We start from the raw sequence: 18808 nt of genomic DNA, 5'->3' as shown, positions 1-18808 counted from the left end.
TCTATACTTGGCGCTTTATCTGTCATGGGTTGGCGCCACATTGACGCTCAGTTTGACGCTCACGCCTGTCCCCGCCTTCGACGACAACTACCTCTGGCTGCTCGACAACGGCCGCGAGGCCCTGGTCGTCGATCCCGGTGATGCCGCGCCGGTGCTGGCGGCCCTGGATGCCCGGGGCCTGACGCTCGCCGGCATTCTATTGACCCATCACCACGCCGATCACGTCGGCGGCGTCGACGCACTGCGCCCGCGCCTGCAGGGCCCCATCTATGGCCCCGTCCATGAGAGCCTGCCCGAGCCGGTGCGGCGCCTGCAGGGCGGCGACACGGTGGCGCTGCTGGGCCTGCGGTTCTCCGTCATGGACGTGCCCGGCCACACGGCCGGACACATCGCCTATTTCGCCGCCGATGCGGGCCTGGACGGTCCATTGCTGTTCTGCGGCGACACCCTGTTCAGCGCCGGCTGCGGCCGCCTCTTCGAAGGCACGCCGGCGCAGATGCACGCATCGCTGCAGTCGCTGGCCGCGCTGCCGCCCGAGACTCGCGTCTGCTGCGCCCATGAGTACACCTTGTCCAACCTGCGCTTCGCGCGCGAGGTGGACCCCGGCAATGCGGCGCTGGCCGGCTATACCGCCCGCTGCGAGGCCTTGCGCGCCGCCGGCCGGCCGACGCTGCCGGCCCGCCTCGGCACCGAGGTCCGCATCAACCCATTCCTTCGTTGTGCCGAGCCGGCGCTGCTTGAAGCCGCCCGCCGCCACGCCCCCCTCAAGCTCCCGGCCGTACCCAGCACGGTCGACGTGTTCGCGACACTGCGCGAATGGAAGAACGGATTCCGATGAAGCTGATCCACCGACTGACACCCCTCGCCCTGGCCACGCTGCTGGCCGGCTGCGCCACCAACCCGCCTGCCGAGCTCACCGCTCCGGCCCTTCCTCCCCCCCCGCCCCCGGCGGCCGCCGAACCCAGCCCGGCGCCCATGCCGCAGGCCGCGCCCGCGCCGACGCGCTCCATAGCGGCCGAGCTGCTGGAGGACAACCTGCGCCCCGGCGAGAAGGTCGACCTCGACGGCCCGGACGTCAATGCCGACCTCTGGGCCCGGGTGCGCCAGGGTTTCCAGCTGGAGGACCTGGACGATGAGTGGGTGCGCAAGGCCGAGGCCTGGTACAGCGCGCGGCCCGACTACGTCGAGCGCATGACCACGCGCGGCAGCCGCTACCTCTTCCACATCGTCGAGGAGGTCGAGAAGCGCGGCATGCCCACCGAGCTGGCGCTGCTGCCCTTCGTCGAGAGCGCCTTCGTCACCCACGCCGTGTCGTCGGCCAAGGCCACCGGCATGTGGCAGTTCATGCCCGCCACGGGCCGCGACTTCGACCTGAAGCAGAACATCTTCCGCGACGACCGTCGCGACGTGCTCGCGTCCACGCGCGCCGCGCTCGACTACCTCGGCCGGCTCTACAAGCAGTTCGGCGACTGGCATCTCGCGCTGGCCGCCTACAACTGGGGCCAAGGCAACGTGCAGAAGGCCGTGGCCCGCAACCTGAAGGCCGGCCTGCCGACGGACTACGCCAGCCTGAAGATGCCCGACGAGACGCGCTACTACGTACCCAAGCTGCAGGCCGTGAAGAATATCGTCTTCGCGCCCGAGCGCTACGCGCTCACGCTGCCGGCGATGGCCAACCACCCCTTCTTCCTAAGCGTAAAGGTGGACCGCGACATCGACGTGGCGCTGGCCGCCCAGCTCGCCGGCATCTCGCTGGAGACCTTCCAGCAGTTCAACCCGCAGATGAACAAGCCGGTCATCCTGGCCGCCGCCACGCCGCAGGTGCTGCTGCCCTATGACCAGGCGAGCGCCTTCGCCGCGAACCTGGCCCGCCACAGCGGCCCGCTCGCGAGCTGGACGGCCTGGGTCGTGCCCAAGACCATGAGTCCCGCCGACGCCGCCAAGCGCCACGGCATGCCCGAGGGCCTGCTGCGCGAGATCAACCGCATCCCGCCCAAGATGCTGGTCAGGGCCGGCTCCACGCTGCTGGTGCCGCGCGGCGAGCATGTGCACGACGATGTGTCCGAGCGCCTGGCCGACACCGCCAGCCTCAACCTCGCCCCTGACGCGCCGCCCGCGCGCAGGCTGACGCTGAAGGCCGGCAAGGCCGACACCGTCGCCAGCGTGGCGGCACGCTACAAGGTCGGGGCCGAGCAGGTGGCGCAGTGGAACAAGGTGGGCAGCAAGGCCCGCTTCAAGCCGGGCCAGGCCATCGTCGTCTACACGACCGTCAAGCCGACGGTCGCCGGCAAGCCGACACGAGTGGCCACCAAGCAGGCGCCCAGGCCCACGAGTGGCAAGGGCGGCAAGGGCCGCACCGTCGTGGCCGCAGCCACGCCCTGAACGGGTCGCGTCAGCGCACGACGAACAGTGCGACGCAGGCCAGCAGGCCGACGCTCCACAGCAGCGAACGCAGCGTGGGCTTGTCGGCCAGGTACAGGCCGACGTAGGCCAGGCGCGCCGCGATGAAGCCAACGGCCAGCGCATCCACGCTGGCCTGGGCGACCTGGTGCTGGTGGGCGACGAAGAGACCCGCCACGAAGATGGGCAGCGCCTCCCAGCTGTTGGCCTGGGCGGCGTTGGCACGCGCCTGCCAGCCGTCCAGCCGGGCCAGCCACTCGCGCGGCCGGTGGTTGTCGAAGCCGCCGTCGCGCCTGCGCTTGCCGAAGCCCCTGGACTTGGCCAGGCTGGCACAGCCCATGGGCACCAGGCAGGCAACCAGCAGGCAGATCTGGGCAATCGTCATCGTGTTCTCCGTCATCGGCGGTCGCTGAGTGCGTGGGCAATGGTGCCCAGGTCCACGTATTCGAGTTCGCTGCCCACAGGCACGCCGCGCGCCAACCTTGTTGCCTTGATACCGCGCGCGCGCAGCGCCTCGGCAAGCACATGGGCGGTGGCCTCGCCCTCGGCGGTGAAGCTGGTCGCGAGGATGACCTCCTCGACGCCCGCCTCGCCCGCCCGCGCGAGCAGCTCGGCCGCACCGATCTGGCGCGTGCCGACGCCGTCCAGCGGCGACAGCCGGCCGAGCAGCACGAAGTAGTAGCCGCGGTAGGAGCCGGTGCGCTCCAGCGCGGCCTGGTCGGCCGGCGTCTCGACGACGCACAGGAGCTGCGCGTCGCGCTCGGTGTCCGCGCAGACGCTGCAGATTGGCGTCTCGCTGAAGGTGTGGCAGCGCTCGCAATGCTTGATGCGCTCTCCGGCCGCCGTCAGCGCATCGGCCAGGCGCGGCATGGCCGGCCGGTCATGCTGCAGCAGGTGATAGGCCATGCGCTGGGCCGACTTCTGGCCCACGCCAGGCAGGCGCTTGAGCGCCTCGATGAGGGTCTCGAGCGCAGTCAAGTCGGAATCAGAACGGGAACTTCATGCCGGGAGGCAGCGGCATGCCGGCCGTCAGCTTGCCCATCTTCTCGGCGCTGGTGGCCTCGGCGCGGCGCACCGCGTCATTGAAGGCCGCGGCGACGAGGTCTTCCAGCATGTCCTTGTCGTCCGCCAGCAGGCTGGGGTCGATGGTGACACGGCGGACCTCGTTCTTGCAGGTCATGACGATCTTGACGAGGCCGGCGCCGCTCTGGCCCTCGACCTCGACGTTGGCGAGTTCTTCCTGCGCCTTCTTCAGGTTGTCCTGCATCGCTTGGGCTTGCTTCATCAAGCCGGCGAGTTGGCCTTTCATCATGGTGTTTTCCTTAAGAGTTGATCAGCGGCTGCACCGAACCGGGCAGGATGCGCGCCGAAGGGAATTGGGAAAGCAGCGTGCGCGTCATCGCATGCTGGGCGGCAAGGTCCTCGGCCGCGCGCTGCTGGGCCTCGGCACGGGCCACCGTGCGCAGCGCGATGGAATCCTCGGCCACGCCGACCTGGATGACCAGCTTCGCATTCAGCGCGGCCTCGAGCTTGCCGACCAGCGCCGGCGCGCGCAGCGACTCGCGCTCCACGCGCAGCGTCCAGACCTCGCGGCCGTCGACGCTGGCGCAGCCCAGCGCCTGGGCCTGGCGGGCCAGTTCGCCGGTCATGCCGACGAGACTCAGCGCCGCGATGCGCTCGGCCCATTGCGCACCCTCCTGCGTCTCTCGCAACTCGGCGCGGCGCGGAGCGTCCGCTTCGCGCACGGCGGCCGCAGCGACGGCGGGCGCGTCGTCGGCCTCCATCCACGGCGGCGGCGCATCGTCGGGCGGCGAGCCGTCGAAGTCCATCGCCTCGTCCTCGACCTGGGACTCGACGGGCTTGGGGCGCAGGCGATCGCTGAGCCTGGGCGCAGCCGACTCGGCGGACGCGACGGCCACCGGCGGCGCCACCTGGGGTGCCGCAACGGGGGGCGCACCCGGCGGTATCACCTGGGATGGCGCAACGGGGGCGGCAACCGACGGCATCACCTGGTGCACCGCAACGGGGGCGGTCACCGGCGGCGGCGCCACCTTGGGCAGCGGCACCGCGACGACCGCCTTGGCCACCGCAGGCGGGCGCACCAGGGCCGCGGCCTTCACCGGCTTGGGCTGGGTGCCTGCGGGACGAAAGGCCAGCATGCGCAGCAGCACCATCAGCAGGCCCGCGTACTCGTCGGGCGCCAGGTGCAGCTCGGCGCGGCCGTGCAGGGCCATGCTGTACATCAGCTGGATCTCGTCGGCCGGCAGCGCGGCCGCCAGGCGGCGGATCTCTGCGGTCTCGTTGTCGGCATCGTCCAGCGCGGTCGGCGCGGCCTGGGCCAGCGCCATCTGCTGGAACAGCGTGGCCAGATCCTCCAGCGTACCGGCGGCCGACAGGCCCGCGCCGCGCAGCGCATCGGCCTGGGCAACGACGGCCTCGCCACTGGCCGCCGCCAGCGCGTCGACGATGGCCGTCACATGGCCGCGGTCCACGCTGCCCAGCATCTGGCGCACGCCGGCCTCGGTCAGCGAGCCGGCGCCGAAGGCGATGGCCTGGTCGGTCAGCGACAACGCGTCTCGCATGGAGCCGCGCGCCGCGCGTGACAGCAGCCGCAGGGCGCCGCCTTCGGCCGGCACGCTCTCGGCGCCCAGCACGCTGCCCAGGTGGCTCTGCACGTCGGCCGCGGCCATGGGGCGCAGGTTGAACTGCAGGCAGCGCGACAGCACGGTGACCGGCACCTTCTGCGGATCGGTCGTCGCGAGCACGAACTTCAGGTACTCGGGCGGCTCCTCCAGCGTCTTCAGCATTGCGTTGAAGGCGGTATTGGACAGCATGTGCACTTCGTCGATCATGTAGACCTTGAAGCGGCCGACGACGGGCTTGTAGACCGCCTGATCCAGCAGTTGCGAGATCTCCTCGACGCCGCGGTTGGACGCCGCGTCCAGCTCCACGTAGTCGACGAAGCGGCCGGCGTCGATGTCGCGGCAGGCTGCGCAGACGCCGCAGGGCTGGGCCGTGATGCCGCCCTCGCCGTCCGGCCCGGTGCAGTTCAGGCTCTTGGCGAGGATGCGCGAGACCGTCGTCTTGCCCACTCCGCGCGTGCCGGTGAACAGATAGGCATGGTGCAGCCGCCCCTGCGTCAGCGCATTGGCCAGCGCCTGCACGACATGCTCCTGGCCGACGAGCTGCTCGAAACTCTGCGGACGATATTTGCGGGCCAGGACCTGATAGCTCATGGGGGGATTTTAGGGAGGGTCTGCGCGTGACGCCGGGAAGCTCAGCCGACGGCGACGGACTCGATGATTTCGTGCTGGGCCAGGCGGGTCGGTGCGGCGTCGCCGCGCTGCATCAGCACCTCGATGCCGTTGCTGTAGACAACCGCGCCATCGGGTGCCAGGTCGAAGCTCAGCACATGGCGGGCCAGCACCTCCCAGTCGCCGCCGCTACGGCGGCGCACCAACTCCCAGGAGGCCGGCACCAGCTTGCCGGCGTATTGAGGGTCGTCACGCACGCGCTGCAGGTCGATGAGGCGGCCCTGCAGCCAGATCTTGCCCACATCCTGGTCCAGCTCGGGCGTGCGCGGCCCACCGGCGGAGCGCAGCGGCTCCTTGCCGTAGATCATGGAGAACACGTTCAGGAAGCCGAACACCGCCTTCAGCAGCCGCACCGGGAACAGCAGCGTGTCCGTCAGCGCGCTGCCGGCGCGCTCGCCGGCAGGCTTCTCGATGGGGCGGCGGATGGCGTGGATCGCACCTGCTCCGTCGATGCGCGGCGCCAGGAAGTCGTAGCGGGCGTCGTCGGCCAGCACCTCCAGGCTGCCGCTGCGGTAGTCCAGCCGGCACAGCGTCGAATGGCCAACGGCCCTGACGAAGCCGCGTTCCGCGTGACGGGCAACGCCGCTGCTCTGGAACAACAGCGCGGAGCCCGCACCCGGCACGACGGAGGGCGCCGCATCGATGCTGTCGCCGCCGGTGACCGCGCCCTTGAGCGTGCCCTCCTCGTCGTAGACCTCGATCTGGGCCGTGCCGTCCTCGTGGCCGACGCCCAGGATCAGATGCCTCTGCGCCGCGTGGTAGGCCAAGCCGCGGATGTCGATCTTGGACTTGTGGAAGAGGCGGACCTCGCGCTGCTCCTGAACATGCAGGCGAAACAGCCCGACGGCCTCGCCGACGCGCTGCACGTAGTAGACGGTCTGCGTGTCCGGTCCGAAGCAGGCGTGCAGGAAGCGCGGCGGCGCCGTGATGCCGCCGGCCTGGCTGCCCCACAGCGAATGCGTGGGGATGACACCCGTCTGCTGCTCGCGCGGCGCATGCTTCCACGCCGAACTGCGCCGGCTGCGCTCGTCGCGCTCCATGACCTCGCGCGCGAACGGCGACGTGATCTGCTGCGGCGCAGTGCCGTCGGCATGCAGCCAGAGTTCCCCGTTGGCGATGACCAGGCTGGGCATGTCGTTCTCCCCCTCGGACAGGCGGCGGATGGTATCGAGTGAAAGGCCCACCGATAATTGCGGGATGACCTCCCCCGCTGCCCCCCTCACCTACGACCAAGCCGGCGTCAACTACGACCTGATCGACCCGTTGAAGATCACGGCCCAGCGCGCCGCCGCCGCCACCGCGACCCACCTTGCCGGCCACGGCTTCAGCGAGGTCAAGGCGTCGCGCGGCGAATCCGCCTATGTCGTGGACGTGGGGCCGTTCTACCTGGCGTCCATCGTCGAATGCCTGGGCACCAAGACCCTGGTGGCCGACGAGATGGCCAGGCTGACGGGCAGGAGCTTCTTTGCCGGCATCGCGCAGGACACCATCGCGATGGCCGTCAACGACCTGATCACCGTCGGCGCCACGCCGCTGGTCGTGCAGGCTTACTGGGCCGCCGGCGGCAGCGACTGGTTCGGCGACGCGCAGCGCGCGCAGGCGCTGGTGGCCGGCTGGAAGGCCGCCTGCGACACCTGCCAGGTCGCCTGGGGCGGCGGCGAGACGCCGGCGCTGGCCGGTATCGTGGAGGACGGCCGCATCGACCTGGCCGCCTCCTGCACCGGCCTCATCAACCCCAAGGAGCGCCTGTCGGTGGGCGACAAGCTGGGCGCCGGCGACGCCATCGTCCTGCTGGCCTCCAGCGGCATCCACGCCAATGGCCTGAGCCTGGCGCGCAAGCTCGCCGAGCGCCTGCCCCAGGGCTACCTGACCGAGATCGAGCCGGGCCTGACCTACGGCGAGGCGCTGCTGGCGCCCACCGCGCTGTACTCACCGGTGACCGAGGCGCTGTGGAAGGCCGGCATCGCGCCGCACTACTGCGCCAACATCACGGGCCATGGCTGGCGCAAGCTGCTGCGCCACCCCAGCAGTCTGACCTACCGCATCCACACCGTGCCGCCCAAGACCGCCGTGCTGGAGTTCATCCAGCAGCAGGCCGGCCAGGACGACCGCGAGGCGTACTCCACGCTGAACATGGGCGCCGGCTTCGCGATCTTCGTGAAGGCCGAGGACGCCGAGCGCACCGCGCAGGTCGCGCGCGACTGCGGCATCGGAGCCTGGGTGGCCGGCACGGTCGAGGCCGGCGAGAAGCAGCTGCTGATCGAGCCGCTGGACATCCGCTTCAGCGAAGACGACCTCGCGCTGCGCTGAGATGACTACCTGGCGTGAAGCCCCGCGGGCCGAACGCCGGGCCGCTCCCAAGCCGGCCCGCAGTGGCGCGGACATGAGGCACCCAGTGGGTGGGTCGTGCCCGGTGAAGAGCTGCAGCACTGCCGAAGCACGGCCTGCACGGCCGGCCAAGGCACTCCCTGGACGAGGGACCCCATGACCTGGTTCTACACGCAGATGGTCCAGTGGCATGTGCTGCTGGCCTGGTGCAGCGTGGGCCTGTTCTTCGTCCGCGGCCTGCTGTTCCAGTTCGGCACGCTGCAACTGCAGGCTGTATCCAAGGATGCGCGCCTGCTGGTGCTGGTGTTCGGCGTCAACGCCTGCCTCGTCGTCACGGGGCTGAGCCTGTGGGGCGCCATCGGCTACCACCCGGTGCGCAACTGGTGGCTGGGCGCCAAGCTCGTCGCGCTGCTGGGCTACATGGTTTGCGGCCACTGGGCGATGAGCCAGGCACGCCTGCACCTGCTGGGCTACCTCACCGCACTCGCGCTGCTGGCCCTGGCGATGGACTTGTCAATCAACCGACAGTTCCTACCCGGTTAGAATCTCGCTCGACGGGCCTCCCCGCATGGAAGCGCGCCCAACCGGGTCAGGTGGGGAACCAAGCAGCCCTAAGCGTTGCAACCAGTGCCGGGGGTAAGGCTCGTCACCCTCCCCCTCCTCTTCAAGCCTCAGCCGCCCGGTGACTTCGGGATGTCAGTGGAGCGCACGGTCAGTGTCGTCATCTGGCCACCGCCTTCGACGCTGCCGCTGACTTGCCCCTCCCGCACCCGCCGTTCGCAAAGCTCGCGATCCTCGCCATGCTGGGACTGGCAGCGCAGGAGCGCATTGCGGGCCCATTGCGCGGGTCCGCCATCGCTCGGCGGGGCCAGCCGGCCATGACGGGCCTGGGCATAGGCCGCGGCAGCTTCGCGCAGGCAGACGTTGCGCGGCTCGCCGGTGTGCCCGCTCATGCAGTCCGCCTTCTCGTGCTCGTAGCGCATGCGCAACTGGTCGGCATGGCCGGCCTTGGGGCTGGCGGCCTGGGCCAGTCCGCCCATGGCCATCAGCGCGGCGGCGAGCCAGATGGCGGCGCCGCGACTTCGGGGGGTGTGATGCAGATGGGTCATCTCGATCTCCTTTGATGAGTGATGACAGGATGCGGCCGTCAGCCGCGCGCGCGCACAGGCTGGTCGTCGTTCGAGATATAGACCTCGACGCGACGGTTCATCGCGCGGTCGGACGAACTCGAATTGCCGGCCACCGGATAAGCCTCGCCGTAGCCGCGCGTCGCGATGCGGGTCGGGTCGACACCGCGGGCGCGCAACGCATCGGCCACGGCCTGGGAGCGGCGCTGCGAGAGTGCCATGTTGACCGCGTCGCTGCCGATGCTGTCGGTGAAGCCCTCGATCAGCACGCGGCGATCGGGATGCTGGTTCAGGTAGCCGGCCAGCTTGCCGATGGCGCCCTGCGCCGCGGGCTTGATGTCTGCACGACCGAACTCGAACAGCACGTCGCCCAGCGTGACAAGCATGCCGCGGTCGGTCTGCCGGGCCTGCAACTCGGCCAGCTCCCGCTGCAGCGCAGCGGCCTGGGCCTGGGCCTGGGCGGCGTCCGCGTTGGCGGCGGCGGCCTGTTGGCGCGCGGCATTGGCGTCCGCGCTGGCATTGGCGGCCTGGGCCTGGGCGACATTGGCACGCCTGGCGTTTGCATCGGCTCGGGCGCGTTCGCGGTCGGCCTCGGCGGCCTTGATGGCCTCTTCGTCGGTCGCCGCCCGGCCTATGGCCATCGCGGTGCGGGCCTGGGTGGAAGCGACGTAGGCGGCAGAGTCGATGTCGGCCAGGGACTCGCGCCTGGCGCTGAGCTCCTCGGCGCGACGCAGCGAGTCGGCCGCCTTCTTGACGTCCAGCGAGGCGTACTTCAGCACGGCCGGGTCGGCCTCGGCGGCGCCGACATTGGCGCGCGCCTGCTGCAGCGCTGGGGTGACGGTGGGCGCGCCGGCGCAGCCGGCCAGCAAGGCCGCGGCCGCGGCGGCGGTCAGGGCGGAAGCGAAGCGGGCGGATTGCATGATGGCAGTCCTTTCGAGGGGGTCAGGAGGGGTTCAGCTGCGCCTGCAGCTGCTGGATGCTTTCGCGCACCTCGGCCAGCGCGCGGCTGGAGCGGGCCGAGCGGGCGCTGGCCTGGGCCAGGGCCGCATCGGCGGCGGCCTCGTCAGCCAGTTGGCGGGCGGCCACATAGTCCTTGCGGGCCATCGCGGCGTTGGCGCGGGCCAGCTTGTCACGAGCTCCGGACAGTTCGGCCGGCGCCTCGGCGGCGTTGCCGGTGGCCTGGTCAACCGCGGCGTTGGCCACGGCCAGCTGTGCCTTGGGCGCATCGCCCGTCGTCGAGCATGCGGCCAGCGCGGCGGCGGCCAATACCGCCATCACCCCCGCCCGGCCGTTCATCGAATGGGGATTCATACGAACTCCCGTGGTTTGCAGCCCCGGCGTTCGCGTATCGGCGGCCCGTCGGGTCTGGGTTCTTGCAGGATGCAAGTCCAGTATTCGCGACGGGCAGCGCCCCACCCGTCAGCGTGCGGCGGCACCGACTGTGGGAAATGCCCTACAGCCCGCAGGGTGTCATGCCCGCCTCAGCCCGTGGCCTGGCGGAAGGCCATGACAGCCTGGTTGCGCAGCGTGCGCAGCAGCGACAACTCCTTGTCGCCCAGCTGCACGGCGCCGGCCCGAGGATGGTCCGCGTAGATCAGCCCCAGCGGCGAGCCCTTGAGGAAGAGGGGCAGCAGCAGGAAGCTCTGCGCCTGCAGCTCGCCGCGGAACCAGCCAGGCAGCCGCGAGGTGATGTTGGATGTGCGGGCATCCTGGATCAGCGTGTCCACCCCCTTCAGGCAGACGGCGGCGATGAGGTCCGGCGGCTGGGTCGTCAGGTCCACCCGTAGCAACGGCGCGAGGCGCTCCACGTCGGCGCCGACGCCCAGCCGCCCCGTCAGCGCCTGGCCACGCGCGTCGCGCAGGCAGAAGATGACGCGGCGAAAGCCCAGCGCGCGGTAGATGGTCTCCAGGATCATGCGCAGCACGGCGTTGAGCTGGAAGTTGTCGACCATGGCGTCGGTGATGTCCTGCACGCCGGCTGCCAGCAGCTGGGTGGCCTGCTCCGCGGGCGAGGCGGCGGCGTCCTGTGTGCGCTCCATCACCAGCGTGGGAACAAGCTCATGCTCGGTCAGCGAGTCATGCATCGAGGGCGTCAGCGGCGCGAGCAGGCGCTGGGCGCGCGAGTCGCGTGGCAGGCGCAGGTCCAGTGCCTCGGTCATCTGCGCGAGATGCTGGCGCGCGGTGTCGGCGGCCTGCTCGAATGCGTCGGCACTCAGGCCCAGGGCCCGCGCATGGCGCTGGGCCAGGGCACGCAGCCTGGCATGGGCCTGCTCGGGCGGCGTGTCGAGGATGAGGTCCGCCATGTCGTTGCTCGCGCGCGCCAGCCAGCGCTGGCGCTCGGTGGCGTCTTCCAGCAGGCGCTGCGGCGCCTCGCCTGCGGGGCGATGCATGGCGCGCTGCAGGCTGGCGGGCAGGCCCCACTGGCGGGCCACGCCCAGGCCCAGGGCCTCGTAGCTCATGCCCAGCACCTGGGCCGATGCGGCCTCTTCGCTGGTGGCGGGCTGGCCGTCCTCCGTGGGCCCGACGAGGCGGCGCACGGCCTCGGCCTCCTCGGGAAAGTAGAACTCGGTCAGCGAGCGGCCGAGGTGGTGGAACATGGCGCCGAGGAAGGCCTCCTCGGCCTCGCGCGGGTTGCTGCAGAGCTCGCGCGCCAGCGACGCCGCCATCAGCGAGCGCAGGTAGTCCTCGCGCAGGCGCTTGGCATGGCCCTTGTTCTCCATGCGCTCCAGCAGCACCAGACTCAGCGCCAGGTTGCGGATGCCGGCAAAGCCGATCAGCGCGACCGCGCGCGACACCGTGCCTATGCCGCCGCTGCCCGCATGCCGGTACTGCGCCGTGTTGACCAGGCGCAGCAACTTCTGCGTCAGCGCCACGTCCTTCAGGATCTCGTTGGACAGGTTGGCCACGCTCTCGTGCTCGGACTGCGTCAGGCGCTGGATGCGGCCGATGGCATCGGACAGAGCCGGGAAGTCGCTCTTGTGGCGCATGCGGCGCAGCAGGAAGTCCAGCACAGGCGCGTCCTGCTGCGCATCGGGATCGGCGACGGGGCGCAGCCAGGTGGCGAGCGCGTCACGCAGCAGCGCGGCGCTGGGCCAGCGCGCCGACGCCTCCCGCGCCAGGCCGCGCTGCACGATGGCGCGCAGTGCGTCGTCCACGCCGGCGTCCAGGCCCGCAGGCAGCATGAGCTGGGTGGTCTGCACGCGCTGGACGGCGCGCCAGGGATCGGGGTCCTGGTTGAGGCGCTGACCGCTCAGCATCTCGGCCAGCATGACGGCGGCCGCGAACACGTCCATCAGCGGATGCGGCGGCGCGCCACGCGCAGCCTCGGGAGAGATGTAGCCGGGCGTGCCGACGATGCGCGAGGGCGCGCTGGCGTCGGTGGACACCCGCGCCGCGATGCCGAAGTCCATCACGCGCGGCCGGCCGCTGGCATCGAGCAGGATGTTGCTGGGCTTGAGGTCGCGGTGCACCAGGCCGGCGGCATGGGCGGCGGTGAGGCCGTCCAGGATGCCCAGCATCAACGTGACGGCTTCGGCAGCCGTTGGCCGCGGGCCGGCGCGCAGGCGCTGGCTCAGCGTGCCGCCAGACACGTACTCGAAGACGAGATAGGAATGCCCGGCCTGGCTGTCAGCCTCGAAGACGGGGACGATGTTGGGATGGGTCAGCCGGCTGACGGCACGGGCCTCGTGCAGCCATTCGTCGACGCTGCCGGGCTCGGCCGCGGGCTTGAGCAGCTTGACGGCGACCTCGCGGTCCAGCAGTGGGTCATGCGCCAGCCAGACCGTCGCCTGCGCGCCTTCCCCAAGGCGCTTCAGCAGCCGGAAGCGGCCGAGTTGGGGGGGCAGTTCGTCGGCCATGGTGCCAGCTTCAGGCCCCGCGGGCCGACAGCTGCTCGCGCGGCGAACCCGCCGGCGCGGCGCCTTCGGACGGCTGGGATGCCGCCACCGAGGGCGGCTTGGGTGCGCCCGGGTTGAGCGCCTCGGTGACCTCTCGCAGGCCTATGCCCAGCGCCTTGGCATAGCGTCGCGTCGCCGCCTCCAGCGCCGGGCGGCGGCGCGCGTCGGGCAGGTCCTGAGCGTCGACCAACTCGTTGGCGAGGCTGCAGGTCAGGCGGATGACGTCGGCATCGCTGCGGCTCGGGTGCACGGCTGCCCCCAGCGGCTGCCGGCGGATCATCTGCAGCAGCTCGTCGCCCAGTCCCCAATGCCGGGCCACGGCGGCACCGAGCGCGTCCAGGTCGCAGCCCAGCACGGCGTAGGCCGCCGCCTGCTCGCTCATGCCGGGCGGGTTGGGCTGGTCCTCGGTAGGCTCGGGCGGCACCATCAGCTGGCGGATCTGCTGGGCATCGTCCGGGAAGTGGTACTGCACCATCAGGCGGCCGAGGTTCTGCATGACGGCGATGAGGTGGACGACCTCGGCGTCATAGCCGGCCGGGCGCAGCGCCTGGGCAGCCAGCGCGGCCTTGCCGACCCGGGTCGTCAGCTGGCGCAGCAGCTCGGCGGCGGGCGGCAGCAGCGGGCCGGGCCAGGGCTTGAGCGCGTTGATGGCGTACTGCAGTCCGTCCAGGCCCAGCATCTGGATGGCGCGCTGCATGTTCAGCACGGTCTCGCCCGGGTGGCCCGCCTGCTTGAGTGCCAGGTTGACACGGCGCACCAGCTCCAGGCTGAGCGCCATGTCCTTCAGCACGAACTCGGACAGCGCGCTCGCATGCTGGGCCTCCAGGCTGGCGCCGGCTGCGAAGCGGTGCAGGCCGCCGACCGTCGTCGGCAGGTGCCCGATACGCTGCAGCTTGTCCAGCAACAGCACGATGGGGCCGCCGTCGTCGTACGCGGCCGCCTGCCGCCAGCCGTCCAGCGCGCGCCAGAAACTGCGTGCCAGGTGGTAGCGCTGGCGCAGCTGGCGGTCCGTCGCGCGGTTGCAGATGGCGCGCAGCGGATCGGGAATGGGGTGCGGCGTCTCCCAGCCCAGGCGCACGATCTCGCGGCCCGGGCGCGTGGGGGAAGGCTGCATCTGCTGCACGACCTGCTGCAGGTCATGCTCCTCCAGCACCGGCCGGCCGGTGAGGAGGCGATGCAGCAGCAGGCCGACGCAGAGCACGTCCTCCTCGGCAGAATCGCGCACCGCGCGGCGCGTGACGGTGCCGTAGTCGACGCCGGGGGGGAAGACCTCCTGCGCCACCTCGATGCCGATGAGGCAGACCTTGTCGCTGGCGTCGATGAGGACGTTGGCGGCCTGGATGTCGCGATGGGCATGGCCGGCCTCGTGCGCGAAGGCCAGGCCTTCGAGCAGCTGGGCCACCCAGCCTGCGGCGTCGACCGGCAGCGGCGCGGCCTGGCGCGCCAGGCGCTCGTCCAGCGTCTCGCCCAGCGTACGGTCGTAGGCCACATAGGGCCAGCTCTCGACCTGGCCGATCTCGAAGACGGGCGCGAGATTGGGGTGCTGCACGCGCTCGCCGGCCTGGGCCATGCGCAGCCAATGCTCCAGCGCCGCCACGCTGTTGGGCTTCTCGCGCGGCATGCACAGCAACAGCTCCTGGCCCTGGCGCGGGTCGAAGACGCGCCAGATCAGGCTGCGCGCGCTCTTGGACTGCAGCGCGCGCAGCTCGAAGCGGCCGAAGCTTCTCAGCGGTGGGGTGACGGGGCTGGTTTCAGGCACGGCGAACTGGGACACGCTGTAACAGTTGTAATTCCCGCATTGGACTCCAGCCTAGACGGGTCGAGCTTGCAGGCAGGCGTCGAAATGCGACGGATTTCCCGCTGCCGGGCGGCGATGGGCTGCTTGCGTGCATCAGCTCACGATCTGGGCCCAGACCTTGTCGAGGCGCTTCACGCTGACCGGCTGCGGCGTGCGCAACTCCTGTGCGAACAGGCTCACGCGCAGCTCCTCAAGCTGCCAGCGGAAGTCATCCAGCCGAGCATCGCGCACGCCCTTGAGCTCGGCAAGCCGGCGTGTGTAACGCTGCTCCAGCGGCTTGACCTCGCCCATCAGCTTGGTGTCGCGTGCCGCATCGGCGCGCAGCTTGTCCAGCCGGGCCGTGACGGCCTTCAGGTACCGCGGCAGGTGCTGCAGCTGGGCCCAGGGCGTGTCCAGCGCAAAGCGCTTTGGGACGAGGCGCTGCAGCTGTGCCGCGACGTCGTCGCCGACGTCCTTGGCCGGCCGCGAGTCCTTGAGCTTGCGGCTGGCGCTGGCCAGCTCCTGCAGCACGGCATGGACGGCGCGGGCCACCTCCTGCGCAATCAGGTTGAGGCGGCTGCGGCCCTCGTCGATGCGCTTCCTGAAGCCCATCGCGTCGGTCGGCAGCGGGTCGGCCAGGAAGGCGCGGTCCAGCGCGACGCCGATGATCTGGTCGCGCAACTCCTCGGCCGTTCCCAGGCCCATGAAGAGCACGGACATGCGCTGCAGGTCGGGAATGTTCTTCTCAAGGAACCTCAGCGGCTCCTTGAGCTGCAGCGCGATCAGCCGGCGCAGGCCTGCGCGGTGCTTGGCCGCCGCAACCTCGGGCTCGTCGAACACCTCGATCTCGACATGCGCGCCCTTGTCGATCAGCGCGGGGAAGCCGATCAGCGTCTGGCCGCCCTTTCGCACTTCCAGCAGCTCGGGCAGCTCGCCGAAGGTCCAGTCCGTGTAGGCCTGGCTCGCGTCGCGCGCCGGCTCCGGCTTCTTGACGACCTCGGCACGGATGCCCTTCCCCGCCACAGGTGCGGGCGCCGGCCTGGGCGCGTCTTCCCTGGTCGGCAGCTTGAGCGCTGCCAGCGCCTGGAAGGCCGAGCGAGCCTGCCCGCCCAGCTCCGCCTTCAGCGCGGCGAGCTGGCGGCCCTGGCCGAGCTGGCGGCCATGCTCGTCGACGACGCGGAAGTTCATGAACAGATGCGGAGCCAGCTGCTCCAGCTTGAAGTCGTTGCGCTGCACGGCGAGCTGGGAGCGCTCCTTGACGGCCTTCAGCAGCACCTCCACCAGGCCGCCCTGGGCGAACTGGTTCAGCTCGATGAACTCGGCGACGAAGTCCGGCAGGGGAGTCAGGCGCGCACGCGGCTTCTGATGCAGGCTTTTCAGCAGCGCCGTCACCTTCTGCGCCAGCATGCCGGGCACCAGCCATTCGGCGCGCTCCTCGCTGACCTGGTTCAGCGCAAAGATGGGCACGGTCACCGTCAGGCCGTCGCGCGCGTCACCAGGCTGGTGCAGGTAGGCCGCCGCGCAGTCCACGCCGCCCATGCGGATGACCTTGGGGAAGGCCTCGCTGGTGACGCCCGCGGCCTCGTGGCGCATCAGCTCGTCCTGGCTGAGCTGCAAGAGCTTGTCGTTGCCCTTGGCGGCCTCGCGCCACCACTTCAGCAGCGTGGCACCGGAGAACACATGGGCAGGCAGCTTGTCGTCGTAGAAGGCGTAGATCAGCTCGTCGTCCACCAGCACGTCCTGGCGGCGCGACTTGTGCTCCAGCGCCTCGACCTTGCTGATCTGGCGGCGGTTGTGGCCGATGAACGGCAGTTGCCGCGCGAGGTCCTCGGGCAGCTCGTCGTTCACCAGGCCTTCGCGGATGAAGATCTCCCGCGCCGCCTTGGGGTCCACGCGACCGAAGTTCACGCGCTTGTTGCTGTAGAGCACGATCCCATACAGCGTCGCCCGCTCGAGCGCCACCACTTCGGCGGCCTTCTTCTCCCAATGCGGTTCCAGCAGCTGGGTCTTGATCAGGTGGCCGGCGATGGGCGGCAGCCATTGCGGCTCGATGTTGGCCAGGCCACGGCCGTACAGCCGCGACGTGTCCACCAGCTCGGCGGCGACGATCCAGCGGCCCGGCTTCTTGCTGAGGTGGGCGCCCGGGTGGCGGTAGAACTTGATGCCGCGCGCGCCGAGATACCAGTCCTCGTCGTCGCTCTTCTGGCCGATGTTGCCCAGCAGGCCGGCCAGCATGGACAGGTGCACCTGCTCATAGGTGGCCGGGCTCTGGTTGAGCCGCCAGCCGTGCTCGGCGACGACGGTCTGCAGCTGCGAATGCACGTCGCGCCACTCGCGCACCCGGCGCGGGCTGACGAAGTTCTCGCGCAGCAACGCCTCGTGCTTGCGGTGGGAGAGCTTGTGCTCGCCCTCGCCGCCCTTGGAGTCGCCGAGCCATTTCCACAGCTTCAGGTAGCCCATGAACTCCGACTTCTCGTCGTCGAACTTCTTGTGCTTCTCGTCGGCCTCCTGGGCCGCTTCCTGCGGGCGGTCGCGCACATCCTGGCCACTGAGGGCGGACGCGATGACAAGCACCTCGGTCAGTGCCTCGCGGTTCTTGGCCTCCAGGATCATGCGGCCGACGCGCGGGTCCAGCGGCAGGCGCGACAGTTCCTTGCCAAGGGGCGTCAGCTCATTGACGTCGTCGGTGGCGCCCAGTTCGGCCAGCAGCTGGTAGCCGTCGGCAATCGCCTTGGGGCGCGGCGCTTCAAGGAACGGAAAGCGCTCCACGTCGCCCAGGTGCAGCGACTTCATGCGCAGGATGACACCGGCCAGGCTGCTGCGCAGGATCTCCGGGTCAGTGAACTTCGGCCGCTCGTTGAATTCCTTCTCGCTGTACAGCCGCACGCAGATGCCGTTTGACACGCGGCCGCAGCGGCCGGCGCGCTGGTTGGCGGCGGCCTGGCTGATGTTCTCGATCAGCAGCTGCTCGACCTTGTTGCGGTAGCTGTAGCGCTTCACGCGCGCCAGGCCCGGGTCGATGACGTAGCGGATGCCGGGCACCGTCAGCGACGTCTCGGCCACGTTGGTCGCCAGCACGATGCGCCGCGCGCCGTGGGGCTCGAAGACCTTGTTCTGGTCGGCCTCGGACAGCCGCGAGAACAGCGGCAGGATGTCCACGCCCGGCGGGTGGTGCTTGCGCAGTGCCTCGGCGGCCTCGCGGATCTCGCGCTCGCCGGGCAAGAAGACCAGCACGTCGCCGCCGCCCTCGCGCCACAGCTCGTCCACCGCGTCGGTGATGGCGTTGTTGAGGTCGTACTCGCGGCTTTCCTCGAACGGGCGATAGCGCTGCTCGACCGGGAACAGCCGACCCGACACCATCAGCACCGGTGCCGGTCCCTTGGCCGAGGCGAAATGCTGCGCGAAGCGGTCCGCGTCGATGGTGGCCGACGTGACGACGATCTTCAGGTCGGGCCGGCGCGGCAACAGCTCGCGCAGGTAGCCCAGCAGGAAGTCGATGTTGAGGCTGCGCTCATGGGCCTCGTCGATGATCAGGGTGTCGTAGGCCTTGAGCAGCGGATCGCTCTGCGTCTCGGCCAGCAGGATGCCGTCCGTCATCAGCTTGACCGAGGCGCCCTTGGACAGGCGGTCCTGGAAGCGCACCTTGTAGCCGACCACGTCGCCCAGCGGCGTCTTCAGCTCCTCGGCGATGCGCTTGGCCACGCTGCTGGCGGCGATCCTCCGCGGCTGGGTGTGGCCGATGAGGCCGCCACCGTTGTGCCGGCCACGTCCCATGGCCAGCGCGATCTTGGGCAGTTGCGTGGTCTTGCCCGAGCCGGTCTCGCCGCAGACGATGACGACCTGGTGCTCGGCCATCGCGGCCATGATCTCGTCGCGTCGCGACGAGACCGGCAGGCTTTCGGGAAAGGAAATGGAAAGAGCCGGCTGAACTGGCCGGCTCTCGGATCGTTCGGAATTCATTGAGGC

15 protein-coding genes and 1 other RNA gene are annotated in these 18808 nt (G+C 70.4%); 5 read left to right on the top strand and 11 right to left on the bottom strand.

The window, feature by feature from the left end; genetic code table 11:
- Positions 1-52 precede the first annotated feature (52 nt).
- Complete coding sequence (gene gloB / locus JOY88_RS08595; RefSeq protein WP_293501848.1) at positions 53-838, top strand: hydroxyacylglutathione hydrolase; 786 nt, start codon at positions 53-55, stop codon at positions 836-838.
- Entirely contained in the window at positions 817-2382 is a 1566-nt protein-coding gene (locus tag JOY88_RS08590; RefSeq protein ID WP_293501847.1) for a transglycosylase SLT domain-containing protein, read from the top strand. Before gloB ends, JOY88_RS08590 begins: the two co-directional genes overlap by 22 nt.
- Before the next feature lie 10 nt (positions 2383-2392).
- Here JOY88_RS08590 and JOY88_RS08585 read toward each other — a convergent pair whose 3' ends face one another.
- The 5 genes from JOY88_RS08585 to JOY88_RS08565 are packed head-to-tail and all read right to left on the bottom strand — an operon-like array spanning position 2393 to position 6847.
- A complete protein-coding gene (locus JOY88_RS08585) occupies positions 2393-2785 on the bottom strand; it encodes an MAPEG family protein (protein WP_293501846.1) in 393 nt (130 codons plus the stop codon).
- A gap of 11 nt (positions 2786-2796) precedes the next feature.
- On the bottom strand, positions 2797-3378 hold the full coding sequence (gene recR / locus JOY88_RS08580) for a recombination mediator RecR (protein ID WP_293501845.1): 582 nt from the start codon (positions 3376-3378) through the stop codon (positions 2797-2799).
- Between the two features lie 7 nt (positions 3379-3385).
- Positions 3386-3712 (bottom strand): YbaB/EbfC family nucleoid-associated protein, encoded by a 327-nt coding sequence (locus tag JOY88_RS08575; protein WP_293501844.1) that lies wholly within the window; start codon positions 3710-3712, stop codon positions 3386-3388.
- A 10-nt stretch (positions 3713-3722) separates the two neighbouring features.
- On the bottom strand, positions 3723-5636 hold the full coding sequence (dnaX, locus tag JOY88_RS08570; protein ID WP_293501843.1) for a DNA polymerase III subunit gamma/tau: 1914 nt from the start codon (positions 5634-5636) through the stop codon (positions 3723-3725).
- A 41-nt stretch (positions 5637-5677) separates the two neighbouring features.
- A complete protein-coding gene (locus tag JOY88_RS08565; protein WP_293501842.1) occupies positions 5678-6847 on the bottom strand; it encodes a hypothetical protein in 1170 nt (389 codons plus the stop codon).
- A gap of 64 nt (positions 6848-6911) precedes the next feature.
- On the opposite strand from JOY88_RS08565, the gene JOY88_RS08560 reads away from it, so the two are divergent.
- The 3 genes from JOY88_RS08560 to ffs all read left to right on the top strand — a co-directional run bounded on the left by JOY88_RS08560 (position 6912) and on the right by ffs (position 8693).
- On the top strand, positions 6912-8024 hold the full coding sequence (locus JOY88_RS08560) for an AIR synthase related protein (protein ID WP_293501841.1): 1113 nt from the start codon (positions 6912-6914) through the stop codon (positions 8022-8024).
- A gap of 174 nt (positions 8025-8198) precedes the next feature.
- Positions 8199-8585, top strand: coding sequence for a SirB2 family protein (locus JOY88_RS08555; RefSeq protein WP_293501840.1), 387 nt, complete (start codon positions 8199-8201; stop codon positions 8583-8585).
- Positions 8586-8595: 10 nt separating this feature from the next.
- Positions 8596-8693, top strand: an RNA gene (gene ffs, locus JOY88_RS08550) — signal recognition particle sRNA small type.
- A gap of 20 nt (positions 8694-8713) precedes the next feature.
- Here the strand turns inward: ffs and JOY88_RS08545 are convergent.
- The 6 genes from JOY88_RS08545 to hrpA form a co-directional block, all read right to left on the bottom strand.
- Entirely contained in the window at positions 8714-9151 is a 438-nt protein-coding gene (locus tag JOY88_RS08545) for a hypothetical protein (RefSeq protein WP_293501839.1), read from the bottom strand.
- A 38-nt stretch (positions 9152-9189) separates the two neighbouring features.
- Entirely contained in the window at positions 9190-10089 is a 900-nt protein-coding gene (locus JOY88_RS08540; protein ID WP_293501838.1) for an OmpA family protein, read from the bottom strand.
- A gap of 22 nt (positions 10090-10111) precedes the next feature.
- Entirely contained in the window at positions 10112-10480 is a 369-nt protein-coding gene (locus JOY88_RS08535) for a DUF4398 domain-containing protein (protein ID WP_293501837.1), read from the bottom strand.
- A 170-nt stretch (positions 10481-10650) separates the two neighbouring features.
- Positions 10651-13026 (bottom strand): serine/threonine protein kinase, encoded by a 2376-nt coding sequence (locus JOY88_RS08530; RefSeq protein ID WP_293501836.1) that lies wholly within the window; start codon positions 13024-13026, stop codon positions 10651-10653.
- 10 nt (positions 13027-13036) lie between these two features.
- Positions 13037-14839, bottom strand: coding sequence for a serine/threonine protein kinase (locus tag JOY88_RS08525; RefSeq protein ID WP_293501835.1), 1803 nt, complete (start codon positions 14837-14839; stop codon positions 13037-13039).
- Between the two features lie 117 nt (positions 14840-14956).
- Positions 14957-18802 carry an ATP-dependent RNA helicase HrpA gene (gene hrpA / locus JOY88_RS08520; protein ID WP_293501834.1) on the bottom strand — a complete coding sequence of 1282 codons (3846 nt, stop codon included), beginning with the start codon at positions 18800-18802 and terminating at the stop codon, positions 14957-14959.
- Positions 18803-18808: the final 6 nt, after the last annotated feature.

It is taken from the genome of Roseateles sp. (assembly GCF_019237615.1).
Classification (GTDB): Bacteria; Pseudomonadota; Gammaproteobacteria; order Burkholderiales; family Burkholderiaceae_C; genus Pelomonas.
Note: the sequence above shows the minus strand (reverse complement) of the source record. Positions and strands in the feature narration are given on the sequence as shown.

Bases quoted from the DNA above. Each gene is read 5' to 3' on its own strand.
- JOY88_RS08590 (WP_293501847.1), top strand. From the start codon at position 817: ATGGAAGAACGGATTCCGATGAAGCTGATCCACCGACTGACACCCCTC.
- JOY88_RS08585 (WP_293501846.1), bottom strand. From the start codon at position 2,785: ATGACGATTGCCCAGATCTGCCTGCTGGTTGCCTGCCTGGTGCCCATG.
- JOY88_RS08575 (WP_293501844.1), bottom strand. From the start codon at position 3,712: ATGATGAAAGGCCAACTCGCCGGCTTGATGAAGCAAGCCCAAGCGATG.
- dnaX (WP_293501843.1), bottom strand. From the start codon at position 5,636: ATGAGCTATCAGGTCCTGGCCCGCAAATATCGTCCGCAGAGTTTCGAG.
- JOY88_RS08565 (WP_293501842.1), bottom strand. From the start codon at position 6,847: ATGCCCAGCCTGGTCATCGCCAACGGGGAACTCTGGCTGCATGCCGAC.
- JOY88_RS08560 (WP_293501841.1), top strand. From the start codon at position 6,912: ATGACCTCCCCCGCTGCCCCCCTCACCTACGACCAAGCCGGCGTCAAC.
- JOY88_RS08555 (WP_293501840.1), top strand. From the start codon at position 8,199: ATGACCTGGTTCTACACGCAGATGGTCCAGTGGCATGTGCTGCTGGCC.
- JOY88_RS08545 (WP_293501839.1), bottom strand. From the start codon at position 9,151: ATGACCCATCTGCATCACACCCCCCGAAGTCGCGGCGCCGCCATCTGG.
- JOY88_RS08540 (WP_293501838.1), bottom strand. From the start codon at position 10,089: ATGCAATCCGCCCGCTTCGCTTCCGCCCTGACCGCCGCCGCGGCCGCG.
- JOY88_RS08535 (WP_293501837.1), bottom strand. From the start codon at position 10,480: ATGAATCCCCATTCGATGAACGGCCGGGCGGGGGTGATGGCGGTATTG.
- JOY88_RS08530 (WP_293501836.1), bottom strand. From the start codon at position 13,026: ATGGCCGACGAACTGCCCCCCCAACTCGGCCGCTTCCGGCTGCTGAAG.
- hrpA (WP_293501834.1), bottom strand. From the start codon at position 18,802: ATGAATTCCGAACGATCCGAGAGCCGGCCAGTTCAGCCGGCTCTTTCC.